The sequence below is a fragment of the Nocardioides sp. NPDC057772 genome (genome assembly GCF_042798075.1).
Classification (GTDB): domain Bacteria; phylum Actinomycetota; class Actinomycetes; order Propionibacteriales; family Nocardioidaceae; genus Nocardioides.
This window is the reverse complement of the sequence record NZ_JBHVKN010000109.1, coordinates 600-17,029: the sequence shown is the minus strand read 5'-3', so window position 1 is coordinate 17,029 and position 16,430 is coordinate 600. Positions and strand designations below refer to the sequence as shown.

Here is a 16,430-nt window from a genome sequence, read left to right as displayed (position 1 = left end):
GAGCTGTTCGGCTGCTCGGCGCTGATCTTCCAGTCGGCCTTCGCCGGCCTGGTCGACCAGATCCGTGGCGACCTCCCGGAGCTGACCACGCTGGTCTGTCTCGACGCGACCTATGACTGGGCGATCGGCTGGGACGACTTCCTCGGTTCTCCTGACGCGTTCGAGCCCGTCGAGGTCGAGGACGACCTGGCCATGGTCGTCGGCACCGGCGGGACCACCGGGCGGCCCAAGGGCGTCATGCTCACCGGCACCAACCTGGAGACGATGACGGCGATCACGCTGATGGCCTACCCGTGGCCGGGCGCGCCGACGCGGCCGACCTACCTCGCGCTGGCGCCGCTCACCCATGCCGCGGGGGTGCTCTGCTTCCCGGTGCTGTGCCTGGGCGGGAAGATCGTGGTGATGCGTACGCCGGACGTGGGGGCGTTCCTCGAGCACATCGAGCGACACCAGGTCACCCACACGTTCCTGCCACCGACGCTGATCTACCTGGTGCTGGACCACCCGGCACTGCCGTCGACGGACATGCGGTCGCTGCGCTGCTTCTGGTACGGCGCGGCGCCGATGTCGACGACGCGTCTGGAGGAGGCACTGAACCGGATCGGCCCGGTCATGGCACAGCTGTTCGGACAGACCGAGGCGCCGATGATGATCGCGACCATGTCGCCCGCCGACCATTTCCACGAGGACGGGTCGATCGCCACCGAGCGGCTCTCCTCGGCCGGTCGGCCGGCCCCGCTGGTGACCGTCTCGATCATGGGCGAGCGCGGCAAGCTGCTCGGCTCCGGGGAGCGAGGCGAGATCGTCGTACGCAGCTCCCTGGTCATGCGCGGCTACCTCGACAATCCCGAGGCCACCGCCGAGGCCAGCGCGCACGGCTGGCATCACACGGGTGACATCGGCTTCCTCGACGAGGACGGCTTCCTGCACATCGTCGACCGCGCCAAGGACATGGTGATCACGGGTGGGTTCAACGTCTACTCGACCGAGGTCGAGCAGGCGTTGATGACCCATCCCGCGATCGCCGACTGCGCCGTGGTCGGGCTGCCCGACGAGAAGTGGGGCGAGCGCGTCACGGCCGTCGTCCTCCCCCGGCCAGGTGCCGAGGTCGACGTCGCCGCTCTCAAGGCGTACGTCAAGGAGCGGATCGGCGCGGTCAAGACCCCCAAGCAGATCGAGGTCTGGCCCGACCTGCCGCGCTCGAAGGTCGGCAAGGTCCTCAAGACCGAGATCAAGAGAGAGCTGACGAGCTGACCGATGGTGCCGACTCGGCGCATCTGCCCCGTCTCGTGGTGCCGAGTCGGCGGATCTGCCCCCGTGCCTCGCGAAGCGAAGCGAGCGAGAGGGGGCGGATGCGCCGACTCGGCCGTAAATCTCAGGCCGCTGGGAACGAAGCAGCCTCCGCGGCGTACGCGACCATCCACGTCGGCTCGATGGTGGCGTAGACGACGCCGGGGCCCTCCCAGGTCTGCGGGTCGGAGCCGTAGTACTCGGTGAAGTAGGCGTTGTGGGCCTCGAACTCCGGCCCCTCGGAGACCACGTGCGCCTGTCCGTGGGTGAAGACGCCGACGCGCTCGCCGTCGACGTGGGTCGCGCTGACCGCCGGCCGGGCGAGCATGTGCTTGGCCTTGACGGCGGTTGGCGAGGTCCCGAACAGCCAGCGGCCGCGCAGGAAGTGGCCGTCGACACAGCTCGTCCGCGGCTCGCCGCGGGCGGTCACGGTGGCCAGGACCAGCACCTTCATGCCCGTCAGCTCGGTGACGAGCTGGCGGGCGTTCAGGCGCTGGTCGTCGTTGACGATGCCGGTCAGGTGGTTGCTCGCGCGGCCGATCGAGGCGTCCAGGAGGCGTTGCAGGTCGGCGATCTCTTCGTCTGTCTCGTGCACACGACGAGTCTCACACCGCGCCTGCTCGGGCCGCTTGATCGTTCTTGCGCGGCTAGCCGATCGCGGCGGCGATCTCCGGCGGGATGGCGGTGGTGCCCGACCCGTCGGTCGCGACGACGACGTAGACGACCGACACGGCGCAGGCCACCTCCTCGCCCCGGCGGAACTCGAACTCGAGCGTGAAGCTCTTCGTGCCGATCCGGGAGGTGCGCACCGGCACCTGGACCCGGTCACCGAAGCCGATGCCGACCTTCCAGTCGAGGTCGGCATGGGCGAGGTGGACGTCGACCCCGAGCTCCTGCCAGCGGGGATAGGGCACCCCACAGGCGTCGATGTAATGGTTCATCGCCTCATCGACGTAGCCGAGATACCAGCTGTTGAACATCACCCCCTGCATGTCGACCTCGTAGTAGCGCGGCGTGAACTCGTAGACCGTCGTCACGGGCGCTCCTTCGCGGGCAGGATCCGCCCACTGACCTCGCCGAGGGCGATCCGGCCGCCTCCCGGTGCGGGCGCGGTGGCGGTGATGGTGACCTCGTCGCCGTCCTCCAGGAAGGTACGCATCGACCCGTCGTCCAGCTTGAACGGCTCGGCTCCCGACCAGCTGAGCTCGAGGAACGAGCCGCGCTGGCCCGGCTCCGGACCGCTGATCGTGCCACTGGCGAAGAGGTCGCCGACGCGGAGCGAGGCTCCGTTGGCGGTCATGTGGGCGAGCATCTGCGGGGCGGTCCAGTACATCGCGGCGTACGGGGGCTCGGCGACCAGCGTCCCGTTGAGCCGCACCTCGAGAGCGAGGTCGAGACCCCAGGGCTCGAGGGTGGAGTCGTCCAGGTAGCCGGTCAGCGGAACATCGCGTTCCGGGGGCCGGACCCGCGCCGCCTCGAGCGCGGTGAGCGGGAGGACCCACGGAGAGATCGAGGTGGCGAACGACTTGCCGAGGAACGGGCCCAGCGGGACGTACTCCCAGGCCTGGATGTCGCGCGCCGACCAGTCGTTGAGAAGCGTGATGCCGAAGATGTGGCCGGCGGCCTCGGTGAGCGGGACCGGGGTGCCCTGCTCGGAGCCGACGCCGACCACGAAGCCGAGCTCGGCCTCGATGTCGAGCCGGATCGAGGGGCCGTCGACGATCCCCTCGGGGGTCTTGCGCAGCCCGGTCGGCCGGACGACGTCGGTGCCGGAGACGACCACGGTGCCGGAGCGGCCGTGGTAGCCGATCGGGAGGTGCTTCCAGTTGGGCGTCAGCGGCTCGGAGTCGGGGCGGAACATCTTCCCGACGTTGGAGGCGTGGTGCTCGGAGGCGTAGAAGTCGACGTAGTCGGCCACCGTGAACGGCAGCAGCAGGTCGGCTTCCTCGATCGGCACCAGGTGCGGGCGCACCTCGGCCTCGCTCCCGGGGTCGCCGAGCAACCGGGTCACCTCCGCGCGCACCTGCGCCCAGGCCTCCGGGCCGGAAGCGAGCAGGCCGTCGAGCCCGCCCTCGCACGCCGCGGCGAGGCCGTCGGCCGACGCGGCGACGTCGAGCACGAGGTCACCGATCCTCACCCCCAGTCGCGGGGTGGGATCAGCGGTGGTGCGGAAGGTGGCGTACGGAAGCGCCTCGAGGCCGAACTGACTGTCACCGATGTCCAGCCAGGGCGACGTCACTGGCGACCCCCTGCCCAGGTCCAGGCGTACTTGCCGTCGTCGACCGCGGCGCCGGCCTCGCCGACCTCGAGCGGCCGGAAGGTGTCGACCATGACCGCGAGCTCGTCGAAGAACTCCGCCCCCAGGCTGCGCTCCATCGCGCCCGGCTGGGGACCGTGGGCGTGGCCACCGGGGTGGAGGGTGATCGAGCCGATGCCGATCCCGGAGCCCTTGCGGGCCTCGTAGTCGCCGCCGACGTAGAACATCACCTCGTCGGAGTCGACGTTGGAGTGGTAGTAGGGCACCGGCACCGCGAGCTCGTGGTAGTCCACCTTGCGCGGCACGAAGTTGCAGATCACGAAGTTGTTGCCCTCGAAGACCTGGTGGGCGGGCGGCGGCTGGTGCACCTTGCCGGTGATCGGCATGAAGTCGGCGATGTTGAAGACGTAGGGGTAGAGGCAGCCGTCCCAGCCGACGACGTCGAACGGGTGGTGCGGGGTGACGTGGATCGACCCGGCGATACCGCCGGCGCCCGGCCCACGATGCTTGATGTAGACCTCGGTCTCGGTCTCCTCCACCGTCTTCGGCTCGGTCGGGAGCCGGAGGTCGCGCTCGCAGTAGGGAGAGTGCTCGAGGAACTGGCCGAACCTGGACAGATAGCGCTTCGGCGGGGCGATGTGCGAGCTGGCCTCGATCGCGTAGACCCGCAGCGGGGCATCGCCGACCGGCACCCAGCGGTGGGTGGTGGCGCGCGGGATCACCACGTAGTCGCCCTCCCCCACCATCAGATCACCGAAGACGGTCTCGACGACACCGGTCCCGGACTCGACGTAGACACACTCGTCGCCGATCGCGTTGCGGTAGAGCGGCGAGGTCTCCCCCGCGACCGCATAGTGCAGCCGTACGTCGGCGTTGCCGAGCACCAGCCGGCGGCCGGTCACCGCGTCATGACGCTTCCAGTCCTCGCCGGGAAAGAGGTCGTGAAGCCCGAGGTGCATCGGGCGCAGAGGGTGGTTGGGGGTCGTGCCGTGGTCGGGCAGCTCCCAGATGCGTACGTCCTTCACCGCTGAGGGGATGTGGCGGTGGTAGAGCAGGGAGGAGTCCGAGGAGAACCCTTCCTCGCCCATGAGCTCCTCGTAGTAGAGATTCCCTTCTCCGTCGCGGTGTTGGGTGTGCCGCTTGGGCGGGATGTGCCCGCGCTTTTGGTAATGCGCCATACCTCGGATCGTACGTGACCTGGACCACACCTCTCACCGGGGCCGAACGTCCTGAATTCGTCCAGGTACCTCCCGGGGCATACCCGACTCCCCTAGTCTCCTGAGATGCCCTCCGAGACCCCCGAGACCCTCTTCGTGGCACACGCGACGGGTCGTCTCCTGCACGTCCGGGCCTGCCCCCAGCTCCTCGGCCTCGACGCGCCGATCGTGGCCTCTCCGGAGCAGGTCGAGTCCTTGGGCACCTGCGTCTGGTGCGCCAAGGAGCTCTCTGAGGAGGGCCGGAAGTACTTCGACTCCGTCGAGCAGGCCGTACGCACCCTCGACCCGTCCGGGGATGCCGTTCGCCCTACCGAGGAGGCTCTCGGCGGTGTCGACTACGAGCTCGTCTGGGTCCCGCCGAGCTACTCCTACATCGCGGTCGGATTCAAGGAACGGGCCGTCGCCTGGATCGGGCGGGGATGTGTCATGCATGCGGATGGGCGGCTCATCGACTTCGGGTGAGGCCGTCCAGGGGCACGGCGGCCCACGAAAGAACAGTCGCTTACGCGAGATTCACCAAGAGACAGGCGCTATCCTCGACACATGGCCGCGCTGCCCGACTGGATGCACCCTCCCCGCGAGGAGGGTTGGTACTCCGAAGACCTCGACCTGCTCGTCGAGGCACCCCGTCATACCGAACTCATCGATGGAGTCCTGGTCTTCAACATGTCACCGCAGCGCCGCTGGCACAGTCGGCTCGTCACGGCCCTGACCAACGCGCTGACGGCGCAGGCACCCGAGGGGTTCGAGGTGGATCGGGAGCTGACGGTCGTGCTCGACCGTCGCAACCGGCCGGAGCCGGACGTGCTGGTGAGCACGACCCGGATCTCCGACCAGGCCTCGTTCTACGACGCCGACTCCGTGGTTCTGGTGGTCGAGGTGGTCTCGCCGGAGTCGGAGCACCGCGACCGGTCGGTGAAACCGCAGAAGTACGCCGAGGCGGGCATCTCCAACTACTGGCGCATCGAGAACGAGGACGGCGCGCCCGCGATCCATGTCTACGAGCGCGACGACCTCACCAACGCCTACGTTGCGACCGGCATCTTCCGCGACCGGCTCGACGTGCCGGTGCCGTTCCCGGTCAAGATCGACCTCACTGGCCTGCTCCGCTGACCTTCTCCTCCGCGGACACGTCGGCCGGCAGCTGCTCCTGCTGGACGAGGTGGAGGTAGGAGAGGTGGCGCTCGTACTGGTCCAGGACGTCACCCATCAGCTGCTCGCGTGAGTAGCCGTTGACGTCATAGCCCTGGGTGCCCTCGGCGAGGTGGACCTCGGTGCGGAAGTAGAACTCGCCGGAGACACGCCCCACCGCGAAGGTCGGAGCGGGGCAGGGCTGCGGGGTCAGCTTGTAGACGAACGCGGGCGCGTTCTCGAGCTCGGTGTGGAGCTGGACACCGTGGACGCCGCGTACGGCCTTGGTCTCCGAGACGACCGAGGAGAGCCCGTGGGAGCAGAGCTCGGCGGCCACCTCCTCCAGGACCGGCGTCGCGACCGTCTCGATGAACCGCTCGGTGTCCCGAGCGGTCGGGTAGGTGACCGAGCGGCGCAGCCGCTGCGACAGCGAGGGACGTACGCCGCCGTCGGCCGCCCCGACCATCCGCGCCGAGGAGATCGCGGAGGGCAGGGAGTACCGCGCGCTCGCGGACTTGAACGACTCCAGCCGTAGCGACCGGTGCAGGCCGACCGCGACCAGTGCGAGCACGACCGAGAACGGCAGTCCCATGATGATCGTGGCGTTGGTCAGCGTCGTCAGCCAGGCGTCGCCGCCGGCGAACATGAGGGCCAGGGTCAGCGCGCCGATCGCGAACGACCAGAAGATCCGGACCGGGATCGAGCAGTCGGCCATCGGGTGCGGCAGACGCGAGGTGAAGTTGCCCATCACCAGCGCGCCGGAGTCGGCGGAGGTGACGTAGTAGAGGAACCCGGTCAGGGTGGCGAGCGCCGCCAGCGCGATCGCTCCGGGGTAGTTGTCGAGGAAGGCGTAGAAGCCCTGGGCGTAGTTGGCGTTGGTCATCTCGCCGAACTCGGCGTCACCGCCGCGGATCCGGCCCAGCGCGCTGTTGCCGAAGATGGTGACCCACAGCAGGATGAAGCCGAACGGGATCATCATCACGCCGACCAGGAACTGCCGGATCGTCCGCCCGCGCGAGATCCGCGCGAGGAACAGGCCGACGAACGGCGACCAGGCGACCCACCAGGCCCAGAAGAACAGGGTCCACAGGTTCTTCCAGGCCCCGACGTCGGGGTTCTCCGCGGTGGCGTACGGCATCGTGTCGAAGCTCATCCCCGGCAGGTGCACCAGGTAGTCGCCGAGGTTCATCACCAGCGAGTTGAGCAGGAACGCGGTGTCGTCGGAGAAGAGCACGTAGAGCATCAGCGCCAGCGACAGCAGCACGTTGAGCTCGGAGAGCCGGCGGATGCCCTTGTCGACGCCGGAGACCGCCGAGATGGTGCCGAGCAGCACCGCGACCACGACCAGGCCGACCTGGGCACCACGGCCCTCCGGGATGTCGAAGAGCACGTTGAGACCGGCGTTGAGCAGCGCGATCGAGATGCCGAGCGAGGTGGCGATGCCGAAGATGGTGCCGAGCACGGCGGCCAGGTCGATGCCGTCACCGAGCCGGCCGTGGACCCGCTTGCCGAAGATCGGATAGAGCGCCGACCGGATCGAGAGCGGCAGCCCGTGGCGGAAGGAGAAGTAGCCCAGCGCCATGCCCATCACGGCGTACATCGCCCAGCCGGACAGGCCGTAGTGGAACAGCGTCCAGGTCACGGCCTGCTCGGCAGCCGCGATGCTGCCGCCCTCGCCCGTGGGTGGGGTGAGGTACTGCGAGACCGGCTCGGCCACGGAGTAGAACATCAGGTCGGCACCGATGCCGGCCGCGAAGAGCATCGCGGTCCAGGTGAACATCGAGTACTCCGGCCTGGACTCCTCCGGACCGAGCCGGACCCGCCCGTGGCGGGACAGGCAGATGAAGAGTACGAACGCGATCAGTGCCGCGGCCAGGGCGAAGTACCACCAGCCGAAGTACTTCGAGATCCAGCCGACGACGTGCCCGATGGCGGTGCCCGCCGTATCCGGCGCGAGCAGTGCGAAGAGCGTGAACGCGACGACCACCCCGGCGGAGCCGAAGAAGACGGTCTTGTTCAGCTCCGGCTTCGTCGAGGGGATCTCGTCTGGTGCCGCGGCCGGTTCACCTAAGGGTGTGCGCGACGGGTCGATTGTCTCCGGCATGAGCTGTCTCCTCCGGTTCGGGTGCCCGGGAGGCTCGTCCGCCCGGCGCCGACTTGGGTCACGATCGGTTTCAGATCTTGTTGCGCGGGTCTCCCGCCGGCCACAGGGGCGAGTCGTCGCGGTGGCGGTAGTAGGGAGCGTCCGACGGTGCCAGCGGGGTGTTGCCGGCGATCAGGTCGGCAGCCTTCTCCGCGACCATCATCACGGGCGCGTAGATGTTGCCGTTGGTGACGTACGGGAAGACGCTGGCGTCCACGACCCGCAGTCCTTCGGTGCCGTGCACCTTCATCGAGGTGGGATCGGTCACCGACATCTCGCCGGTGCCCATCGCCGCGGTGCAGGACGGGTGCAGGGCCGTCTCGGCGTCCTTGCGGACCCAGTCGAGGATCTCCTCATCGGTCTCCACCGACGGGCCCGGGGACATCTCGCCGGCGTTGAACGGCGCGAACGCCGGCTGGTTGAGGATGTTGCGTGCCACCCGCACCGCCTCGACCCACTCGCGCCGGTCGTTGGGCGTGGAGAGGTAGTTGAACAGCATCGAGGGGTGCTCGAACGGGTCCGCGGACTTGATCCGGACGTGTCCCCTGGTGTCGGCGTACATCGGGCCGATGTGCACCTGGTAGCCGTGTTGCCCCTTCTCCTGGCCCGGCGCCATCGAGCCGTCGTAGCGGATCGCGATCGGCAGGAAGTGGAACATCAGGTTCGGCCAGTCCACGTCCTCGTTGGACCGTGCGAACCCGCCGCCCTCGAAGTGGTTGGTCGCCCCCAGGCCCTTCTTCTGGAAGAGCCACTGCCAGGCGATCTTGGGCCGCTGGTGCCAGACCAGACCCGGTGCGATCGAGACCGGCTGCTTGGAGGCGTACTGGATGTAGACCTCGAGGTGGTCCTGGAGGTTCTCCCCCACGCCGGGCAGATGGTGCACGACGTCGATGCCGTGCGAGCGCAGCAGCGACTCCTCCCCCACGCCGGAGAGCTGGAGCAGCTGGGGCGTGTTGATCGCGCCGCCGCAGCAGATGACCTCCTTCGCCGAGACGAAGTGGTGCTTGCGGGCGCGGCCGACACCGCGTACGTAGTCCACGCCGGTCGCTCGCGGGAAGTCGCCGGAGGTGTCGAAACGGATCTTCGTCGCGTGCGCGAAGGTCTCGACGGTCAGGTTGGGACGGTTCATCACCGGGTGCAGGTAGGCCCGGGCGGCCGACCAGCGGCGGCCGTTCTTCACGTTGCGGTCGAAGGGCGCGAACCCCTCCTGGCGGTAGCCGTTGACGTCGTCGGTGAGCGGGTAGCCGGCCTCCTGGGCCGCCTCGAAGAACGCCGAGAAGAGCGGGTTGGAGGCAGGGCCGCGCTCGAGGTGGAGCGGCCCTGAGCCGCCGCGCCACTGGTCGGCGCCCGAGGTGCCGTCCTCGAGGAAACGGCTCTCCATACGCTTGAAGTAGGGCAGGCAGTGGCGGTAGTCCCACTCCTTCATGCCCGGGTCGGCAGCCCACCGCTCGTAGTCCATCGGGTTGCCGCGCTGGAAGATCATCCCGTTGATCGAGCTGGAGCCACCGAGCACCTTGCCGCGGGCGTGGTAGACCCTGCGGCCGCCGAGGTGGGGCTCGGGATCGGTCTCATAGCCCCAGTCGTAGAGCTTGGAACCGATCGGGAACGGCAGCGCCGCCGGCATGTGGATGAACGGGTCGATCTTGAAGTCGCTGTGGCCGGCCTCCAGCACCAGCACCTTGGACGAGGGGTCGGCGCTGAGCCGGTTGGCGAGCGCCGATCCGGCCGATCCGCCGCCGATGATGACGAAGTCGTACGTCTGGGTCATCTTCTTCACTTCTCCTCTGAGGTGCTGGTCTTCTGTGCGGTCGGCGCGAACCAGTGCTGCGGGCTGGGGTCGATGTTGTGCCAGATGTGCTTGGTCTCGCGGTACTCCTCCAGCCCGGCCTGGCCGAGCTCACGCCCGATGCCGGACTGCTTGTAGCCGCCCCACTCGGCCTGGGCCACGTAGGGGTGGTAGTCGTTGATCCAGACCGTGCCCATGCGCAGCCGGGCGGCGACCCGCTCCGCTCGGCCGGCGTCGCTGGTCCAGACCGCGCCGGCGAGTCCGTAGATGGAGTCGTTGGCGATCCGGACGGCGTCGTCCTCGTCGGTGAAGGTCTCCACGGTGAGGACGGGGCCGAACGACTCGTCCTGGGTGACCGACATGTCGGTGGTGCAGTCGTCGAGGATGGTCGGCAGGTAGTAGAAGCCGTCGGCGAGCGCGGGGTCGTCGGGACGCTTGCCGCCGGTGCGGAGGGTGGCGCCCTCGGCCAGCCCCTTGGCGACGTACGCCTCGACCTTGTCGCGGTGGGCGCTGCTGGTCAGCGGGCCCGTCTCGGCGTTCTCGTCGAAGGGTCCGCCGAGACGGATCTGCTCGGCACGCGCGACCAGCTCGTCGACGAACTGCTCCTTGATCGACTCCTCGACGATCAGCCGCGCCCCGGCCGAGCAGACCTGGCCCGAGTGCAGGAAGACCGCGGTCAGCGCGAAGTCGAGCGCCGTCTCCAGGTCGGAGTCGGCGAAGACGATGTTGGGGTTCTTGCCGCCGAGCTCGAGGGCGACCTTCTTGACCGTCGCGGCGGCGTTGGCCATCAGCCGCTTTCCGGTGGCGAGGCCGCCGGTGAAGGAGACCAGGTCGATGCGGGGATCCTCGGACAGCGGTGCGCCCGCGGTCGGACCCGGACCGAGGACCAGGTTGCCGACGCCCGCCGGGAGACCCGCCTCCTCGAGCACCTTCATCAGGTGGATCGCACTGTGCGGCGTGATCTCGCTGGGCTTGAGCACGAAGGTGTTGCCCGCGGCCAGGCACGGCGCGACCTTCCACGCCACCTGGAGCAGCGGGTAGTTCCACGGGGTGATCAGGCCGCAGACCCCGACGGGCTCGTGCACGATCCGGCTCTTGACGGCGGCGTTCCCGGTGTCGATCACACGTCCGGCGTCCTCGGCGGCGACGTGCCCGAAGTGGCGGAACACCGAGACCACGTCGGCGACGTCGTACTCGCTCTCGACGAGCCGCTTGCCGGTGTCGAGCGACTCCGCCCGGGCGATGATCGCGGTGTCCCGCTCGAGCAGGTCGGCGACTCTCAGCAGCAGGTCACCCCGCTCCCGCGCCGGCGTCGCCGGCCACTCGCCACTGTCGAACGCGTTCCGCGCCGCGGCGATCGCGGCCCGGGTGTCCTCGGCTCCAGCCTCCGCAACGGTTCCGACGACCGCGCCGTCGGCGGGACAGCGGATCTCCCGCTGTTCTCCCGACTGCGCGGGCAACCAGCGCCCGTCGATGTAGATCTGGCTCATGCAACCTCCGGCGTCGGGTTGCGCAACAGGCAACCGCGGGTGAATTGCAGATGATCCTGCGCGGACGCGAAGGGCCAGGTCAAGGGCTTCGAGGACAAAATTGTTGCAGGTGGTACAAATTTGTTCCAGGTGATACAAATGCTGCGGTCAGTTGTTACAGTCGCCGCATGACGACCGCTGGCACCGCGCCCGCCAAAGATCCACAGCGCCGCGCCGCCTGGGCCGAACTGGCGACCGACTACGTCCACGAGCACGGCCTGATCGGCCTGAGCCTGCGCCCGCTGGCGGCCGAGCTGGGCACCAGCAACCGGGTCCTGCTCTACCACTTCGGCACCAAGGACCAACTGGTCGCCGACGTGCTCCGCACGTCCAACGAGCGGTCGGTCGCCGAGGTCGCCGCGCTCGAGCCCTCCGAGGACCTGCGCTCCGCCGTCTACGACCTCTGGTCGGTGATGGAGGGCGACCGGTGCAGCCGGATCTACGTGGAGGCGGCCGCGCTCGGCCTCTTCGGCAGGGAGCCGTACGTCACGGCGGTCCAAGAGGCCAACACACTGTGGATCGCCGGGCTGATCGCGCATCTGAGCAAGTCCGGGGTGGACCCCGCCGTCGCCGAACGGGCCGCCAACGTCATCGACGCCGCCTTCATGGGCTTCCAGCTCAGCCTGGGTCCCGACGGCAGCCACCCGGAGCGTGCCCGGTCCGTCGACGATCTGGCGGACGCCGTCGCCGCTCTGGCCTGACGATCGCTGGTTTTCGCGACGCTGCGGCGCCGACTCGCCTGGTCGACGGAGCTGGCCGGAACCGATGCTGCGATCTCGGCGGGGTCGGCCGGACCGGTGCCGGTCGGGCTGCTCGCCGCCCCCCGGGACCAAGACCGACGGGACCACGGTCAGCGTCGACGAGGTCGACGACGCGGACAGCACCGGTGGCTCGTCGCTGACCGCACCGCTCACGGCGACCGTCGACTTCGGCGACGGGTCGGCTCCGGTCCCCGCACGGTTCACCCAGTCTGAACCCGGGGATTCGCTCCACTCTGCCGGGGTCTATGCGGTGACGGCTGCTCATGCGTACGACTCCCCGGGGACGTATCGCGGCACGATCAAGGCCTCCGACGGCTCGAGGGCGAGGTTCACCATCACGGTTTCCTGACCGTGACGGTTGTGAAGCCGAGAGTGACCAATGGCTCACTCTCGGCTTCACAGCCTCCCGATGTCACAGACCTCGCTGGGCCGGTGTCCTTGGGGTATGAGCAAACAAGAAGCCTTCAGCAGGAGCCGGATCGTGATCGTCGGCGGCGGATATGCCGGTGTGATGGCCGCCAACCGGCTCACCAAGCGCGACGACATCGCGATCACCCTGGTCAACCCGCGCGACCACTTCGTCGAGCGGATCCGGCTGCACCAGCTGGTCGGCGGGACCTCGGAGGCCGTGGTGGCCTACGCCGACGTGCTCAGCCCGCGCGTCCGGCTGGTGGTGGACACCGTGGCGTCCATCGACGCCGGCGCGCGGAGCGTCGCGCTCGGGAGCGGGCAGGAGATGACGTACGACTACCTGGTCTACGCCGTCGGCAGCGCGGGCACGACCCGCGTCGCCGGCGCCGCGGAGCACGCCTTCGGGGTCTCGACCTACGAGGAGGCGACCCGGCTGAAGGCGGTGCTGGACACGACGCCGGCCGATGCTCCGGTGGTCGTCGTCGGCGGCGGTCCGACCGGCATCGAGGTCTCCTCCGAGCTCGCCGAGGCGGGCCGTAACGTGGCTCTGATCTGCGGAGACAGGCTCGGACCGTGGCTGCACGAGAAGGGCCGGATCGTGGCCGAGCGTGATCTGCGGCGCCTGGGCGTCGGCATCGTCGAAGGAGCCCGGGTGACCGAGGTGATGGACGGCCGCGTACGCCTCGACAACGGCCGCGAGCTGCCCAGCTCGGTGACGGTCTGGACCGCCGGGTTCGCCGCGCCTGACCTGGCCCGGGCGAGCGGACTGTCCACCGACGAGCTCGGCCGGCTGATCACCGACGAGACCTTGACCAGCGTCGACAGCGACCGGATCATCGCGACCGGCGACGCCGCCGCACCGTCAGGACTGGCGTACCGGATGAGCTGCCAGGCCGCCAACCAGCTCGGGCCGCTGGCCGGCGAGACAGTGCTCACACGCCTGGCCGGTGGGACCCCTGATGCCGTTAGCATCGGCTTCGTGGGTCAGTGCATCAGTATCGGCCGCGAGCTCGGGTTGGTGAACCTCGCCCGTCGCGACGACACCGCGGTGGCCGGGCGGGTCCGAGGCGTGCCGGCGGCGAAGATCAAGGAGCTGGTCTGCCGCAGCACGGTCTGGGCGATGTCGCTGGAGTCACGTCGTCCGGGGTCTGCGTTCGGCTTCAAGGACCGCTCGCGCGCCGGGCGGGTCCGAGCTGCAGCCGCCATCCCGCTCGCGAAGGAGCCGAGTCTGTGAGTCTTGCCGTCACCATCGTCGCCTGGGTCCTGGCGGCGTTCCTGATCGTCGTCGGGGTGGCCCACCTGGTCACCCCCACCAAGGTCGAGCCGCTGGTGCCCGAGTGGTGGCCGGCCAAGCGGGCGACGGTGTATGCCTCCGGGGTGGCCGAGATCGCGATCGGGATCGGCCTGCTGATCCCGGACATCCGGCCATGGGCGGCGGGGGTCGCGGTGGTGATGTTCCTCGCCTACACCCTCGTCCACCTCGACGACCTCCGCCACACCTCCCGCGCGACCCGCGCCAGCGACACCACCGGCGGGGTCCTCACCCGGGGCGTGGTCAACCTCGCGTACGCCGGGCTGGCCCTCTTCGTCTGCCTCGGCTGAGGCCTCGGCGTTCCCTTCGGGAGGAGTTCAGGCAGGGGACGTACGGCGGTCGCCACGGGATCACGCGGTGCGGACAGGTTGAGGTCCACCCTCACCGAAGGAGATCCCGATGCGTACCTTCGTCCGTTCCCTGACCGCGGCGCTCGTGGCGGCGGCGTTCCTCTCCCCCGCCGCCGCCACGGCGAGCACGACCGACTCCACGCGTACCGCCGTCGAGCTGGGTACGCCGCACGCGCAGGCGCACGCGCACAACGACTACGAGCACGAGCGCCCGCTGTTCGACGCGCTCGAGCACGGCTTCACCAGCGTCGAGGCCGACGTGTGGCTGGTCGACGGCGAGCTCCTGGTGGCGCACGACGCGGTCGATCTCGACCCGGCGCGGACGTTGGAAGGGCTCTACCTCGCCCCGCTCAAGGAACTCGTCAAGGGCAAGGGGCGCGATGTCTACCCGGGATATGACGGCACGTTCCAGCTCTTGATCGACATCAAGAACACCGGTGAGGCGACGTACGCGGCGATCGAGAAGGAGCTCGCCGCCTACGAGGAGCTCTTCACCCGCTACGAGAACGGCGTCGTCAAGGACGGTCCCGTCGAGGCCGTGATCAGCGGCGACCGGCCGCTGGAGACGATGCGGAGCGCGACTCGACGGCTCGGCTTCTACGACGGTCGGATGGGCGATCTCCGCTCCGGGATGCCGGCGTCGCTGATGCCGCTGGTCAGCGACAACTGGACCAGGGTCTTCGTCTGGCAGGGCGTCGGCCCGATGCCGGAGGCCGAGCGCCGCAAGCTGCACGAGATCGTCGACCACGCACACGCGCAGGGCTACCGGGTGCGCTTCTGGGCGACACCGGACGCCGACGGTCCCGCGCGTGAGGCGGTCTGGACCGAGCTGCTCGCGGCCGGGGTCGACCACATCAACACCGACGACCTCGAGGACCTCGACGCCTTCCTGACCGACAGAGCCTGACCGAGGACCGGTAGCGGGGAGCTCACCGCCTGATCGGCGGCCATCCGGCGACGTCGCACTGACCGTGCTCGTTGCTCCCGGTGGCGACGACCGACCCGTCTGCCCGCACTCCGAGCGTGTGCCTGGACCCGGCCGCCACCGCGACGATCTCGCGCCAGTCGGCGACCTCGCACTGACCGGCGTCGTTGCCACCGACGGCCAAGGCTCGGCCGTCGGTGGTGACGGCGACGGTGTGGTAGCTCCCGGCAGCCACGGCCACGACGTCGCTCCACGCCTCGACGTCGCAGGCCCCGCCGGTGCGGTCTCCGACCGCGAGGACGCGCCCCGCGCTGGTCAGGCCGACGGTGTGCAGGTAGCCGGCGGCGATGGCGGTGATGCCGGCCCACCCGCCGACGGCGCACTGTCCCCGGCGGCCGTTCCCCACCGCGACGGCGGTGCCGTCAGCCCTGAGGCCCACCGAGTGCCAGTCGCCGCACGCCAGCGCGACGATCTCGCGCCACCCGCTCACCTCGCCGGCGCCTTCGGCGACCCGTCCCGCGGCGAGCACCGCCCCGTCGGCACGCAGTCCCAGTGTGCGCCGCCATCCTGCAGCGACTGCGGTCACCTCGCGCCACGAGCCCACTTCACACTGACCCTCGTTGTTCCAGCCCGTCGCCACCACGGTGCCGTCGGATCGAAGCCCGACGCTGTGGGAGCGTCCGGTGTTGGAGGCCGTGTGCACGTTGCCTGCCGCCAGCCCGATGACATCGGCCCAGGGCTCCGTCCGACACTCTCCGGACGCTCCCGCGCCGGCGGCGACGACCCTCCCGTCCGTGGAGATCCCGAGCGAGTGGCGCGGCCCGGCCGCGATGAAGTGACCCACGAGAGCAGTCTGGAGCCCGCCCCGGCCGATGTCACAAGTTCTCGGCGCTGCGTCGTCCCAGGGTGGAAGATGTGACCCGAGGGAGGACGACCGTGACACCTGAGACCGAGATCGAGTTCGAGGAGCTGCGACCGCTGCTGTTCTCGATCGCCTACCGCATCCTCGGCAGCGTGAGCGAGGCCGAGGATGCGGTGCAGGAGACCTGGCTGCGACTGGAGTCGACCTCGACCGAGCCCGACTCCCTCAAGGCCTACCTCTCGACCGTCGTCACCCGCATCTCCCTCGACGTGCTCCGCTCCGCGCGGGTGCGACGCGAGACGTACGTCGGGCCGTGGTTCCCCGAGCCGCTGCCGACCGACTCCCGGGTCGGCGAGCGCGAGGACATCTATGCCAGCCCCGAGCGCGCCACCGAGCTGGCCGACTCGGGGCCGGGTAGTCCTCCACGATGCCGCGGCTGCCGGCGAGGCTGTTGAT

17 protein-coding genes are annotated in these 16,430 nt (G+C 69.5%); 9 read left to right on the top strand and 8 right to left on the bottom strand.

Annotated elements, in window-relative coordinates:
* A partial coding sequence (locus ACFVJS_RS17520) for an AMP-binding protein (RefSeq protein ID WP_378882684.1) occupies positions 1-1,254 on the top strand: 1,254 nt, incomplete at its 5' end.
* A gap of 121 nt (positions 1,255-1,375) precedes the next feature.
* Here the strand turns inward: ACFVJS_RS17520 and ACFVJS_RS17515 are convergent.
* From ACFVJS_RS17515 to ACFVJS_RS17500, 4 genes are read right to left on the bottom strand one after another with little or no spacing between them, the layout of a single operon-like run.
* The gene (locus ACFVJS_RS17515; protein WP_378882681.1) at positions 1,376-1,885 is read right to left on the bottom strand and encodes a pyridoxamine 5'-phosphate oxidase family protein; all 510 of its coding nucleotides are present in this window, start codon (positions 1,883-1,885) and stop codon (positions 1,376-1,378) included.
* Positions 1,886-1,937: 52 nt separating this feature from the next.
* Entirely contained in the window at positions 1,938-2,327 is a 390-nt protein-coding gene (locus tag ACFVJS_RS17510) for an acyl-CoA thioesterase (protein WP_378882679.1), read from the bottom strand.
* Positions 2,324-3,529 (bottom strand): fumarylacetoacetase, encoded by a 1,206-nt coding sequence (fahA, locus tag ACFVJS_RS17505; RefSeq protein WP_378882676.1) that lies wholly within the window; start codon positions 3,527-3,529, stop codon positions 2,324-2,326. The genes ACFVJS_RS17510 and fahA overlap by 4 nt, the downstream gene beginning before the upstream one ends.
* Positions 3,526-4,725 carry a homogentisate 1,2-dioxygenase gene (locus ACFVJS_RS17500; RefSeq protein ID WP_378882674.1) on the bottom strand — a complete coding sequence of 400 codons (1,200 nt, stop codon included), beginning with the start codon at positions 4,723-4,725 and terminating at the stop codon, positions 3,526-3,528. Before ACFVJS_RS17500 ends, fahA begins: the two co-directional genes overlap by 4 nt.
* Positions 4,726-4,830: 105 nt before the next feature.
* On the opposite strand from ACFVJS_RS17500, the gene ACFVJS_RS17495 reads away from it, so the two are divergent.
* Together ACFVJS_RS17495 and ACFVJS_RS17490 are read left to right on the top strand one after the other, a co-directional pair.
* Complete coding sequence (locus ACFVJS_RS17495; protein ID WP_378882671.1) at positions 4,831-5,226, top strand: hypothetical protein; 396 nt, start codon at positions 4,831-4,833, stop codon at positions 5,224-5,226.
* 81 nt (positions 5,227-5,307) lie between these two features.
* On the top strand, positions 5,308-5,877 hold the full coding sequence (locus tag ACFVJS_RS17490) for a Uma2 family endonuclease (RefSeq protein WP_378882668.1): 570 nt from the start codon (positions 5,308-5,310) through the stop codon (positions 5,875-5,877).
* Here the strand turns inward: ACFVJS_RS17490 and betT are convergent.
* From betT to ACFVJS_RS17475, 3 genes are all read right to left on the bottom strand, one after another.
* Positions 5,858-7,999, bottom strand: a complete 2,142-nt coding sequence (gene betT / locus ACFVJS_RS17485; RefSeq protein WP_378882666.1) for a choline BCCT transporter BetT — start codon at positions 7,997-7,999, stop codon at positions 5,858-5,860. The genes ACFVJS_RS17490 and betT overlap by 20 nt on opposite strands.
* A 70-nt stretch (positions 8,000-8,069) precedes the next feature.
* Positions 8,070-9,806, bottom strand: a complete 1,737-nt coding sequence (gene betA, locus ACFVJS_RS17480) for a choline dehydrogenase (RefSeq protein WP_378882689.1) — start codon at positions 9,804-9,806, stop codon at positions 8,070-8,072.
* Positions 9,807-9,811: 5 nt separating this feature from the next.
* On the bottom strand, positions 9,812-11,314 hold the full coding sequence (locus tag ACFVJS_RS17475) for an aldehyde dehydrogenase family protein (RefSeq protein ID WP_378882663.1): 1,503 nt from the start codon (positions 11,312-11,314) through the stop codon (positions 9,812-9,814).
* Between the two features lie 167 nt (positions 11,315-11,481).
* Here ACFVJS_RS17475 and ACFVJS_RS17470 point away from each other — a divergent pair, with 167 nt between their 5' ends.
* From ACFVJS_RS17470 to ACFVJS_RS17450, 5 genes are all read left to right on the top strand, one after another.
* Positions 11,482-12,054, top strand: a complete 573-nt coding sequence (locus ACFVJS_RS17470; protein ID WP_378882660.1) for a TetR/AcrR family transcriptional regulator — start codon at positions 11,482-11,484, stop codon at positions 12,052-12,054.
* Positions 12,055-12,118: 64 nt separating this feature from the next.
* Positions 12,119-12,463, top strand: a complete 345-nt coding sequence (locus ACFVJS_RS17465; protein WP_378882658.1) for a hypothetical protein — start codon at positions 12,119-12,121, stop codon at positions 12,461-12,463.
* 96 nt (positions 12,464-12,559) lie between these two features.
* On the top strand, positions 12,560-13,759 hold the full coding sequence (locus ACFVJS_RS17460; protein WP_378882655.1) for an NAD(P)/FAD-dependent oxidoreductase: 1,200 nt from the start codon (positions 12,560-12,562) through the stop codon (positions 13,757-13,759).
* Positions 13,756-14,127, top strand: a complete 372-nt coding sequence (locus tag ACFVJS_RS17455; protein WP_378882654.1) for a hypothetical protein — start codon at positions 13,756-13,758, stop codon at positions 14,125-14,127. The genes ACFVJS_RS17460 and ACFVJS_RS17455 overlap by 4 nt, the downstream gene beginning before the upstream one ends.
* Before the next feature lie 109 nt (positions 14,128-14,236).
* Positions 14,237-15,094: a phosphatidylinositol-specific phospholipase C/glycerophosphodiester phosphodiesterase family protein gene (locus tag ACFVJS_RS17450; RefSeq protein WP_378882651.1), complete on the top strand. Its 858-nt coding sequence runs from the start codon at positions 14,237-14,239 to the stop codon at positions 15,092-15,094.
* 22 nt (positions 15,095-15,116) lie between these two features.
* Here ACFVJS_RS17450 and ACFVJS_RS17445 read toward each other — a convergent pair whose 3' ends face one another.
* On the bottom strand, positions 15,117-15,956 hold the full coding sequence (locus ACFVJS_RS17445; RefSeq protein ID WP_378882648.1) for an RCC1 domain-containing protein: 840 nt from the start codon (positions 15,954-15,956) through the stop codon (positions 15,117-15,119).
* A gap of 92 nt (positions 15,957-16,048) precedes the next feature.
* Here ACFVJS_RS17445 and ACFVJS_RS17440 point away from each other — a divergent pair, with 92 nt between their 5' ends.
* Positions 16,049-16,429 (top strand): sigma factor, encoded by a 381-nt coding sequence (locus ACFVJS_RS17440; RefSeq protein WP_378882645.1) that lies wholly within the window; start codon positions 16,049-16,051, stop codon positions 16,427-16,429.
* Position 16,430: the final 1 nt, after the last annotated feature.

What these genes read in the sequence shown, in the direction of transcription:
- betT (WP_378882666.1), bottom strand. Translation starts at nt 7,999, where the DNA reads ATGCCGGAGACAATCGACCCGTCGCGCACACCCTTAGGTGAACCGGCC.
- ACFVJS_RS17460 (WP_378882655.1), top strand. Translation starts at nt 12,560, where the DNA reads ATGAGCAAACAAGAAGCCTTCAGCAGGAGCCGGATCGTGATCGTCGGC.
- ACFVJS_RS17495 (WP_378882671.1), top strand. Translation starts at nt 4,831, where the DNA reads ATGCCCTCCGAGACCCCCGAGACCCTCTTCGTGGCACACGCGACGGGT.
- betA (WP_378882689.1), bottom strand. Translation starts at nt 9,806, where the DNA reads ATGACCCAGACGTACGACTTCGTCATCATCGGCGGCGGATCGGCCGGA.
- ACFVJS_RS17475 (WP_378882663.1), bottom strand. Translation starts at nt 11,314, where the DNA reads ATGAGCCAGATCTACATCGACGGGCGCTGGTTGCCCGCGCAGTCGGGA.
- ACFVJS_RS17470 (WP_378882660.1), top strand. Translation starts at nt 11,482, where the DNA reads ATGACGACCGCTGGCACCGCGCCCGCCAAAGATCCACAGCGCCGCGCC.
- ACFVJS_RS17465 (WP_378882658.1), top strand. Translation starts at nt 12,119, where the DNA reads ATGCTGCGATCTCGGCGGGGTCGGCCGGACCGGTGCCGGTCGGGCTGC.
- ACFVJS_RS17500 (WP_378882674.1), bottom strand. Translation starts at nt 4,725, where the DNA reads ATGGCGCATTACCAAAAGCGCGGGCACATCCCGCCCAAGCGGCACACC.
- ACFVJS_RS17450 (WP_378882651.1), top strand. Translation starts at nt 14,237, where the DNA reads ATGCGTACCTTCGTCCGTTCCCTGACCGCGGCGCTCGTGGCGGCGGCG.
- ACFVJS_RS17490 (WP_378882668.1), top strand. Translation starts at nt 5,308, where the DNA reads ATGGCCGCGCTGCCCGACTGGATGCACCCTCCCCGCGAGGAGGGTTGG.